Origin of the sequence: Vibrio sp. 10N.237.312.B06, assembly GCF_041464685.1 — a bacterium.
Taxonomy (GTDB): Bacteria; Pseudomonadota; Gammaproteobacteria; order Enterobacterales; family Vibrionaceae; genus Vibrio; species Vibrio tasmaniensis_A.
Window position 1 is genome coordinate 67,972 of the sequence record NZ_JBFSPI010000012.1, and the last position, 10,319, is coordinate 78,290.

The 10,319-nt window shown below is 45.7% G+C and carries 11 protein-coding genes; 8 read left to right on the forward strand and 3 right to left on the reverse strand.

Annotation, left to right across the window (positions count from 1 at the left end):
* The first annotated feature begins 7 nt into the window (after nt 1-7).
* From AB6C75_RS05420 to AB6C75_RS05445, 6 genes are all read left to right on the forward strand, one after another.
* Nucleotides 8-439: a hypothetical protein gene (locus tag AB6C75_RS05420; RefSeq protein ID WP_048666304.1), complete on the forward strand. Its 432-nt coding sequence runs from the start codon at nt 8-10 to the stop codon at nt 437-439.
* The gene (locus AB6C75_RS05425; RefSeq protein WP_229647018.1) at nt 378-1,478 is read left to right on the forward strand and encodes a DUF935 family protein; all 1,101 of its coding nucleotides are present in this window, start codon (nt 378-380) and stop codon (nt 1,476-1,478) included. The genes AB6C75_RS05420 and AB6C75_RS05425 overlap by 62 nt, the downstream gene beginning before the upstream one ends.
* A complete protein-coding gene (locus AB6C75_RS05430) occupies nt 1,466-2,803 on the forward strand; it encodes a phage minor head protein (RefSeq protein ID WP_372107201.1) in 1,338 nt (445 codons plus the stop codon). The genes AB6C75_RS05425 and AB6C75_RS05430 overlap by 13 nt, the downstream gene beginning before the upstream one ends.
* Nucleotides 2,804-2,893: 90 nt before the next feature.
* Nucleotides 2,894-3,478 (forward strand): DUF2913 family protein, encoded by a 585-nt coding sequence (locus tag AB6C75_RS05435; RefSeq protein WP_048615442.1) that lies wholly within the window; start codon nt 2,894-2,896, stop codon nt 3,476-3,478.
* A gap of 89 nt (nt 3,479-3,567) precedes the next feature.
* Nucleotides 3,568-3,759: a hypothetical protein gene (locus AB6C75_RS05440; RefSeq protein WP_048615443.1), complete on the forward strand. Its 192-nt coding sequence runs from the start codon at nt 3,568-3,570 to the stop codon at nt 3,757-3,759.
* Nucleotides 3,760-3,948: 189 nt separating this feature from the next.
* Nucleotides 3,949-5,004: a site-specific DNA-methyltransferase gene (locus AB6C75_RS05445; protein ID WP_048615444.1), complete on the forward strand. Its 1,056-nt coding sequence runs from the start codon at nt 3,949-3,951 to the stop codon at nt 5,002-5,004.
* 40 nt (nt 5,005-5,044) lie between these two features.
* On the opposite strand, the gene AB6C75_RS05450 is transcribed toward AB6C75_RS05445, so the two are convergent.
* From AB6C75_RS05450 to AB6C75_RS05460, 3 genes are all read right to left on the reverse strand, one after another.
* Nucleotides 5,045-5,284 carry a DinI-like family protein gene (locus AB6C75_RS05450; protein WP_048615445.1) on the reverse strand — a complete coding sequence of 80 codons (240 nt, stop codon included), beginning with the start codon at nt 5,282-5,284 and terminating at the stop codon, nt 5,045-5,047.
* 50 nt (nt 5,285-5,334) lie between these two features.
* Entirely contained in the window at nt 5,335-8,043 is a 2,709-nt protein-coding gene (locus AB6C75_RS05455) for a phage tail tape measure protein (RefSeq protein ID WP_372107204.1), read from the reverse strand.
* Between the two features lie 138 nt (nt 8,044-8,181).
* The gene (locus AB6C75_RS05460; protein ID WP_372107206.1) at nt 8,182-8,610 is read right to left on the reverse strand and encodes a hypothetical protein; all 429 of its coding nucleotides are present in this window, start codon (nt 8,608-8,610) and stop codon (nt 8,182-8,184) included.
* Between the two features lie 126 nt (nt 8,611-8,736).
* On the opposite strand from AB6C75_RS05460, the gene AB6C75_RS05465 reads away from it, so the two are divergent.
* On the forward strand, nt 8,737-9,366 hold the full coding sequence (locus AB6C75_RS05465; RefSeq protein WP_230853860.1) for a phage tail protein I: 630 nt from the start codon (nt 8,737-8,739) through the stop codon (nt 9,364-9,366).
* Nucleotides 9,363-10,253 (forward strand): phage tail protein, encoded by an 891-nt coding sequence (locus AB6C75_RS05470; protein ID WP_372107208.1) that lies wholly within the window; start codon nt 9,363-9,365, stop codon nt 10,251-10,253. The genes AB6C75_RS05465 and AB6C75_RS05470 overlap by 4 nt, the downstream gene beginning before the upstream one ends.
* Nucleotides 10,254-10,319: the final 66 nt, after the last annotated feature.

Here is a 10,319-nt window from a genome sequence, read left to right on the forward strand (position 1 = left end):
AGTGATAATGGCTATTACCCTTACCGAGTTAAGAGCGATGGTCAGCATCCAGGGAGTATCGAGCTCCCTGGATGAGCAAATCTACCACTCCTTAACTTACAACGATGAGAACAACACTCAAACTGCTTGTCAATCAGCCGCGCGTTGGTGCTATGCCTATCTTGGTCAAAAGAATGCCTTGTCTCGCCTTTATAGCGAGGATGACAAAGAAGTGTTGGCTGAAGGCATGACTCAAAGGGCGATTTACGAGTTAGGTGAAATTAGCGAGTTTGATTTTGATGATCGCAAAGACGAAGCGCTCGCATTAATCAACGCCTTGCTTGGTCTTAATCATGGCACTGAAAGCGGTGCTCAATACACAGGAGTTGCGATTGCCCATGATAAAGAATCTCACATTATCGTCCCTTATCGCTCGGCTTCCCACCGACGTTATCGTTAATCACTACCCATTACCAGCAGAGCTCGGCAACGCTCGCTACCAAAGCAGCAACTACTATTTTGGGGCCATTCGCGCCATGCTGCTCGATGAAGAGGTGGCATCAAGCATTGAAATGCGTCATGCCACGGCCATGACGGTGCCCTACGTCATGGAAGGCTCAACCAGTGACATCGAGTTTTACAACGAGGTGATGGCAGACTTTGATTTAGAAATGTTGATGGAACAGATGTTAAGCGCGACGGAATTTGGTTTTATGCCAGTGGAGCTTATCTGGGAGAAATTCGGCTCACAGCTTTGCCTCACCCACTCAGAGCCCAAACGCCCTGAAGACTTCCGTCTATTAAAGGATGGTACCTTAGTGTACGGCGCTGTGGACTACACAGCGAAAACGCCTGTAGCAGGGAAAGTCATTCCCGTGCTGCGCAATGCGACCACTGAGCGTCCATACGGCGAAACTATCTTAGAGTCAGTGTGGCCTATTTGGCAAAGTAAGTGGATCAGCTGGGCCAACATCGAGCGCCTTGGTGAGAAGTACGCGATCCCAACGGCGATTGCTCTGGCTGAAAATGCCAATGGCGGGGATGACGTACAAGCGATTGCCAACTCGTTAGCCCCTGTGATGAACGGAGATGCGGTGGCACTCTCTGGTGTAAAAGAAATCGTCACCCTTGATGCCAACGGTAAGGTGGATGAACTACTTCGAACCATTGAATACATTGATAACAAAATCGCCAAGCGCATCACCGGTCAAACCTTGACGAACGGTAATCAAAAATACGGCTCTCGGTCATTGGGTGAAGTCCATGAAAGAGCGGGCATGCGCGTCTCCAAACGCGATGCTCGCATGGTGCATAAGACACTTAATGATACGCTGCTTAAATGGATTTTCTTAGCCAATGGTCGTGAAGGCAGCCTCAAAATTCGAGTGGATGAGGACGCTTATAAAGAGTTGGTGAACAACATTGTCGACAGCCCCTCTTCCAGTCGTGAATCCACGTATCTTTCAGATGCACCAGGAAAGCATTTATGTCTGCTTTAAAGAGTCTTGATAAAAAAGAGAACGATAACCTCACTAAATTACAGCGCCTCGAAAATGAGGCGCTTTCATTAACCGTCAAAAGCCTTTCAAGCGAACTGGAAGCCGCGTTCAAAGCGTATTCAAACCCAGGCGATATCGATATCACCCAAGTGACAACGCAATACACCAACATCTATGCCGCTTCGATGATGGTGAGCTGGCTGCTGGGCCAAGCGCATATCCATAATGCGATCAATGATGCCAGCGATAAACCTATCGAACTCACTTACGCGCCGATTTATCTTGCCGTGGATGAGGTGCCTTTTCAGGAAGCGATTGATTCACTCAAAGCTATGATACCGACCGATACCAAAGCGTATCGTCAAATGGAAGCGGCGATGAAGCTGCGCGCCTTTACGGTCGCGAACGTCTCCAGTATTGATGCGGTCAATCGCGTCAAAAAACGTTATGAAGACGCATTAGAAAGCGGAGCATCACGCTCTGAAACGTTAGGGAACCTCCGTCAACTTCTTGAGCAAGAAGGACTCTCTCAGGTCAATCCTTATTGGTTAGAGTTGCATTATCGCAACAATATGATGACCGCATATAACTCAGGCCGTTGGACTCAGATTGCCTATAACGACTTGGTGGAGTTTCTGGTTTATTCGTCGGTGCTCGATTCAGGCACCACAGAGCTGTGCAGAAAGCTCGATGGCGTGATTAAGCCCAAAGACGCTCCATTTTGGGAAAGCTTTTACCCGCCCAACCACCATAAGTGCCGTGCGACAGTGTCAGTGTTGTCACGCAAGCAATATGAAGCACTACCCGCATCGATGCGACAGGCCTCAGCCGAAGTCAGTGGCACAGACTTGGATAAGGATGCGACGACTGGCAAAGAGCATCAGTTTACTAGCTCGCCATTAGTATCAATGAAAACGCTGCCAGCATCGATGATGGAGCGGGCGCAAAAATATGGACTGACCCAAAGCATTCTCAACTACTCTCACGCACAAAGTAAACACGTCTTAAAAGAGCAAGCAGAAGCTGTCGCGAAACAAGGCTTATCGGCTAGCACACTCAATAACGTGATAAAACAATCGCCAGAGCTAGAGCCGTTTCGGGAAATGATACAAGAGAAGTTGATGACCTCACCTGATGAGGTGTTGTTGGCTTTTGATGAATTGGAAAGTGGGGACTTTTTACCTAGCGTGCAGTTTGTGCTTGAGTTAGACGATTCGCTCAGGGCGGTGGCGTTTGCGAGTGCGTATGGCAATACACGGGTTTACCGAGTAAGCGCTACCACTCAGCAAGTGCTTTCCAAGCAGGTGTTTAGTGAACTGCAGTAACAACCTTTCATTTTAATTATTTCAATAGCTTGATTTATGGACAGTATGACCACATAACAATACGTTGTATTCGTCAAATATTTAGTCCTTATGCAAATCAAAAAAGAGTTTGATTACTATCAAACATTACACCAAACCATAACGCATGCTTTGCTTCATCTATTGTTCCAAGTATCGGCTAGCTCGCGTTTCGTACCCATTGCAAAGCGTAATGAGATTTTATTGAAATATCTAAAGCCCAAAATGAGTGATAAGGCCTACGCTGCGATTAAAAAAGACATTCGCTTGATGCTTCAAGCGGCTCGAACAAAAGAAGGGAACCTAGAGATGAAGCTCTATCAACTTAATGACCAGGCTAAAAAGACCAAGCTCGCTGGTGCGGAGAAGCTGTACTCACTGCTTGTGCACCTATATGACGAAGAAGGCATTGAGTCGAGGCTTTTTGAGGAAGGAACTGAGGCAGAACCGAGTGTTTTGTATATGTTAGAAGAACATATTGAACAGGGTTTCGACAATATGACACAGATTAGCCCTCTGTCTATGTTAATTCAACATGAGAGAGCGTATGACCTCATTGACAGTATTCATCGACATGGTTTGTTTATCGCAGAAATGAAAGAGTGGAATGCAAAAACGCATCAAGCTCACCTGCTGTTACATCCTGCAGAGCTCTAATTAACTCAAGTTATCATCACAAAGCACTGGCTATTCCCGGCACACCATACTAGTGTCGTGTTCACGTTGAATTTACATGGAATTTCAGCATGTTAACGATTAAACCTGAACATAAAACGCTGGTGAGTTTGATTATTGAACAGTCTAAACAAGGTCATGTTGACCCTATCTCTGTATCCCAAATGCTGCCTGAGCACTCTGTCCATCACGTGGCCTTTGTTATCGAACAGCTTTCACAACAGCCCTATCCTGATTTAACGCAATTAATTCGAAATAATTAACTGTATAAATACACAGTTCCTCGTGATAAGGTTGATCGGTGTTTTGATGCCTTGAGTACCTGAGACCCAAGACCTTTTTGATAAAGGAATTGGAGAGGAAGCAACAAAACGCCGCCAGCTTTAATTCGTTATTGCTGGCGGCTTTCAACCGCTATTTGTGTTCAAGGCTCTTGCTAACAGGAGATAAGAATGCACCAACACACCTTGCACGATGGCCGTGCCAGCCTCATCCATGCCGATTGTTTAACCTACCTTAAAACGCTTGAAGACAACTCCGTTGATCTGATTTTAACCGACCCACCATACTTCCAAGTCAAACGTAATGCCTGGGACAATCAGTGGCCAGATGTCGCTTCATTTCTAGCCTGGCTCGATGAAGTGCTTCTCGAGTTCTGGCGAATCCTTAAACCCTCAGGAGGTCTTTATCTGTTCTGTGGTTCAAAGCTGGCCAGTGATACTGAAATTCTCATCAGAAGCCGCTTTGAAGTGTTTAACCACATCATTTGGGCCAAACCGTCAGGCCCATGGCGAAGAATGCACAAACCGGACTTGCGCATGTTCTTTCCGTCCACCGAACGTATTTTATTTGCTGGCCACTATAACGCTGAAGGCTATGCCAAAGGTTGCTCTGGTTACGCTTCTCAATGCAATGAGCTCAAGAAACACGTATTCAAACCTTTGATGGATTACTTCATCAATGCTCGTAAACAACTTGGTGTGACAGCAAAAGAAATCAATGCGGCAACAGGGACACAAATGTGCTCTCATTGGTTTAGTGAAAGCCAATGGAAACTCCCCAACAAAGCGCAATACCAAAAGCTTCAACAGCTTTTCGCAAGTAAAAAGGGAGAATTAACGAAGACGCATGGCGACCTAATGGAGGAGTATGACGCTTTAAAAAATAACTACCAAAACTTGGTATTGGAATACGATGATCTAAAAGCGCAATACGAACATTTACGTCGACCGTTCTCCGTCACCAGTGAGGTGCCTTATACCGATGTCTGGCAGTTTGCACCGGTGCAATATTATCCAGGTAAGCATCCCTGCGAAAAACCACAAGACTTACTGCAACATATCATTACCGCCAGCAGCCGTGAACATGATGTGGTGCTCGATGCGTTTATGGGCAGTGGCTCTACAGGTAAGGCGTGTTTGAGTTTAAATCGACGTTTTATCGGCATTGAAATGGAAGAGGAAACGTTTGAACAAACGCTGGAGTCGATGAGAAATATTCAATATTAGTTTGTAACTTAAAAAGAAAAGGCGCTTAATTGCGCCTTTGTCATATTGAGTTGTACAGCCACTCGTCCGCTTCATTGAACATCTCTTCCAAAAGCGCATGGGCTTTCTCTTTTTTGGTTTTATCCCTTTCCATGATGTCCAGATGATTGTTTTCACCCTTGCGAATACGGACACAAACATCGGGATCGAGTACCGACAAACGCTTTTGAATTTCAGGCTCAATCAAAGAGAATGTCCCTTTGGGTAAACCAGAAGCTTTGACGATCATATCAACGCGCATAATAAACTCTCCTTTTAAATGTACTGTATAAAAACACAGTATATTTATTTTTAGTCGAGGTCAACATGATCCATATCTTTCCAAAGATCATCCATCACATCATGCAATGTCTGTTTGAGCTGAGGCGTCATATCACGCAGGGCTGCCACTAAGGTTTGTGCCATCACATCGGCCTCAGAGCTCACCGCTTCCAGTTGAATGACAGGTGCAAAACTCACTTCGATTGTGGCTGGTGGCTGACTGATGGCGTTTCTGGGTTGCATTGTCGCAGATTGAACTGTTTGCTCCACTTGAGCGACAGCCTGTTGGTTAACAGGATCATCCTTACCATTGAAAATATCGTATAACCAACCTGCAATCTCATCACCCGCCACAGAGCCAGCAATCGCACCAGGGACGGCACCAAAGCCACCAAACAAACTCCCCGCGAGACCGCCTAGTGTGGTTCCAGCCGTGGCTCCAATACCACGCCAAACTCCTTCCGTATCTCCTTCAATGGCGCTCATGCCAATAGAGGCCGCATTCAAAGCCGTACCAATGACGGGGAGTTTCTTGAGAGCGCCTTTACCACCATTTATTACTTTTTCCCCAGCAGAGGACCACGGGCTTGCTCCTTTGGCGACATTGTTTACTGGTTTCGTGGCTGACTTTGTAAATAATCCAGTTGAGGTCGTACTTAGAGCTCGACCCACCACTGGCAGCTTTTTGAGAACACCTTTACCGCCATCCATTACCTTTTTCCCCGCACTCGACCAAAAGCTCGGCCCTTTAGCGACCTTCGCCACCGGCTTAGCCGCAGATTTGGTAAATAAGCCACTAAACATACTGGCAGGTTTGAAGCCGCCTTGAGTGCCCATTGCAGTGCCAAGGATTTTACCAAAGGCTTTCTTACCAAGACGAGCCGCTATTAAACCACCAAAGCCAGCTAAACCGACTGCGCCTGCAAGACCGGCATAACCCAGTCCTGCCTTGTCATTCATTCCACTCGTCGTAGCTTCAGTCGTACTGGATACCACATCGCCAAGACCATTGAATTTATCAATCAGATTAGCGGCACTATTAGAGACGGTATCTGTCATAGAGCCAAACGAGTTCATCGCTTTGTCGATAGAAGTTGATACTCCTTGAGCTGTATCATCAAGAGAATCAACACCGTCAAAGACCTTGGCTCCTTCTTGCAGACCTTGCTGCATTGCGCCTAAGCCTTTGGTACCAATATCTTCAGACAGGATTGTGCCGCCTATGGCTTCAAGGATGGGTTTGACGATGGCAGCATCAGTTTGGTTTGCCCTATTCACTAGAGCTAATAATGCAGCATAGTTGTTACCCGGCTCATTGCCTGTTGCAACGTCACTGCGTACTCGGTAAGCGGCTTCTTTAATGCGATTACGTAGGTCTACGTTATCAATGGCGTCAATCGTACCGGCTTTGTCTTCTTTACCCACAAGCTTGGCAAACTCGTCTTCATCGCTGAAACGAGCCATGAAGGACTCTTTAAATGAATCGCCTACCTTATCTGTGTTCCAAACACCGGCTTGACGGGCGCGAACAATAGAGGCTGCAAATTGGTCAAATGAAATCTTGTCTCCAAGTAGAGGGGAATATTCAGCGAAAGTATCGAGCAAATCCCCATTGGCGTCACCTACCATTGAGCTGGTGGCATAAACTTTGTTTGCTGCCTCCTCAATGCTGATACCAAAACCTTTAGATATGTTCGCCAGTGCTCGAACGGTTTCGGGTGAGGAATAATCAGGGAAAATCTTTTGTAACTGGATAGTGGCTTTTGTTAATGCCTGAGTATCTTCTTCACCTAAGTTTTGCTGTTTAGCGAGTGCCTGGGCGGCGAAAATGCTCTCTTGGTCTGCACCATACATCCGAATTAAATCAGTACGAAATTGTCGTTGAGAAGTCGATTGCACCTCTTCTAATGAATAGCTACTGCGAGCAGCAAGGAGGCGTTCATTTCGAGACTTATCATTCCCCGCCCAGGCGAAGCCTGCTGATGCCATGGCCCCTCCTGCAATCACCCCCAGCTTTTCAAAGTGTTGTAATTTACCCAGCTCTCGACCTTGCTCTGAAATCTCTTTATTGGTTCGATTGAGTTGGCCTTGCAGCCGTTTCTCTTCTTGGATGATGTCATTGACATCGAGACCCGCCTCTTTTAATGAGTGGCCTAAGCGTGACACTAATCGCTCATGCGCTTTAATCTCATTGGTGCTCTTCTGGTGAGCCTTAGTTAAATCACCAAGCTCACGCTCTGTCGCAGAGATAGAAGAGCGAATACGGTTTTCATCTTGAGTTGTGCTTTTTAGTTTCGATTGATACGCCTGCAATGTGCGCTCAGCTTGTGCAACGGCCCCCGTTTTTTTCTTGAACGTTTTGGTATTGGTGCTGCCAGCGTCACTTAACCCCGCCATATCTGTACGAAGCTTATTGATGGTCGCTTGCAGTTTGGATTCTTCATTGGCCATGATTCGAGATTGCTGTGTCACTTTGGCAAGCTCGGCCTTCAGTTTGGGGAGTTCATTTTTCTTTTTTCCTAGAATTTTTGAGTATTGTTTTTCAGCTTCGGTCAATTGTTCAATGGCTGATTCAGCCTTTTTAAAGGCATCAACATCCGCGGTGGTTTTTTGCAGCTGCTTAAACTCTCGCTCCAGCTTATTCGATTCTTTTTCAATCTTTTTCGACTGCTGAGTAAACGCATCTTTAACCCCAACAATGAGCTCTAACGCGTAACCACTGTCCTTATTTATTGCCATGATTAAAGACCTCTATGAGATACGTATATTGCGCCCAGTCGGCATTGAGTAATTCACCAACGGAGACAAGACCGATTTTTTTGTGGGTGAGCAGTCGAAAAGAGTGATCAAAAATATTCTGTTTGATTCGTGCGAGGTTTAGCTCTTTCCCATTAGGTGAGCCAAGTTGATGTGCTCTTCATAGGGCAGGTTAATTAGCATATCGACAGAAATCACCACTTCGCCTTTCATACCCAAGTTCGTGAGCTTGCCATGCTCATCTCGCTTCTCTTCAATGCGTTCACCAAACACTAAAATGCTCGAGGCGATATGCGCGGTGATGGCATCGTTAGATTCAAAACCGTATTGCTCTTTGGTGAAACGCACCGCTTCAATTCGGTCCTTAACCAGCGCTTTGCGCACTCGCTTAGCACAGTTGAGTTCCATCCCACCAAATTGAACTGGAGTGTTCAACATGCAGATATCAAACTCCATCATTGCACGGGCAATATCTTCCAAAGTGAAGCTTCGAACTTCTGATGCTAATTCGGTTTCAACGGTGTTTTTAGTTTGATTTTCAGTGCTCATAGCTTGTCTCGTTGTGAGTAATTTAGAGCCTGCATTGTGTCTTTATATATAGCATCCATCTGCCGAACGGAAATTATGTGGTCAAGTTTGAATATCCTATAACCACTGGATAAACGAGACGAAATAATGCTTCCCAAAATCTTAAAGCAAGACGTTCGGCTTCGCACGCTGAGTTTCCTGACAACGGAAGAGATGGACGAGCTTCGCTTAGCCATTCATGGCCTTCAGGTTCTCGATATTGATAACGTCCACGAATCTTACTTACCTTGGCTTTCTTGGTGGTTTCGTGTCGATACCTGGGATGACGCTTGGACGGTCGCGAAAAAGCGTGAAGTCGTCAAAGAAGGCTTAGTGCTTTATCGATACAAAGGCACGGTCTGGGCTGTAAAACGAGCGTTAGACCTAACAGGTTTCAACCCAACGCTGACCGTTTGGCATCAAATGAATCCACCAGGTGCTAAAGGCACCTTTTTGGTTGAAGTTATTCAAGACAAAGGTGGGTTGACTCAAAAAGACTATGAGAACGTCGTCACGCTTGTTGAGAGCAACAAACAAGGCTCTCAACATTGGCAAATGACGATAAAAAACAAGCCATCGACAGGAGGGATATTCAGCGTTTCGATTTCAAAAGGACGCAAACGAATTACCTCTAAAAATTTCCCAACCAACCCAACGTTAATTGGCGGATTATATTCAGCGGTCACCCTAAAGAGTCGACATCGCATGACTATCCGAAATAAGAGTAATGAAATATGAGTTTAGGATCTGCACAAGAGCATACGGCGGTGCTTACCGATAAGGGTAAAGAGCTGCTGGAAGCGGCCTACCAAAGTGGGCAAAAGTTATTAATTGACCAAATGTCTCTAGGCGATGCGAATGGCTCAAGTGTCACGCCAACACCGGACGTCACACACTTAGTGAATGAGTTCGGTCGACAAGATATTAATGAGGGCAACACACAAGAGCACTGGTTCAATGCCATTGTCTATGTTGACGCGTCACGCTTTGCTGAGCACTTTATCAATGAGTTTGGGCTGCATGATTCTGATGGTAATCTCATAGTTTATAGCTCGTACCCCTCAACACTCATCCCTTCTGTTGATAATCAATACGTTCAAATCGAAATTGAGTGCTCAATGGATTTATACCAAGCCTCGGCGGTGACCATCAATATAACGCCAATTATCCCTCATGCTACGGAGCTAGAATCGGGAATTGCACGTATCGCCACCGATGCTCAAGTTGATGCAGGAACCGATGATTCTGCATTCCTTACCATAAAGAAACTATTACGTAGAGCGGCAACCACCTCACTAGCGGGTGTGGTCCAACTGTCTAATAATTATAAAGGAACAAGTCAAACGAAAGCTGTTACAGAAAAAGCCCTTAGTGAAGGGCTTGCTCCAATGTTCAATCCTGAGAATCCACAACTGCTTGGGGCATTAAACCTGTACGTTTTTTTTACGGCAAATGAGGGTGAACAGATAAACTGGGAACTTCCTGATGAGGTAATTGGATCGAGTTTTGTTTTAGTGGATATAAAAACAACAATTCAGTACGAACGCAATATTAAGTTACGCGCTGCATCCAACTGGAGTCCAACATCAAACTCATCAGGGGGGCACCATAAACAATTTAATTAAACATTGATAAACCCCCAGCTCTGCTGGGGTGACTCGCATAGGTTTGACCGTGACAACGGTATGTGT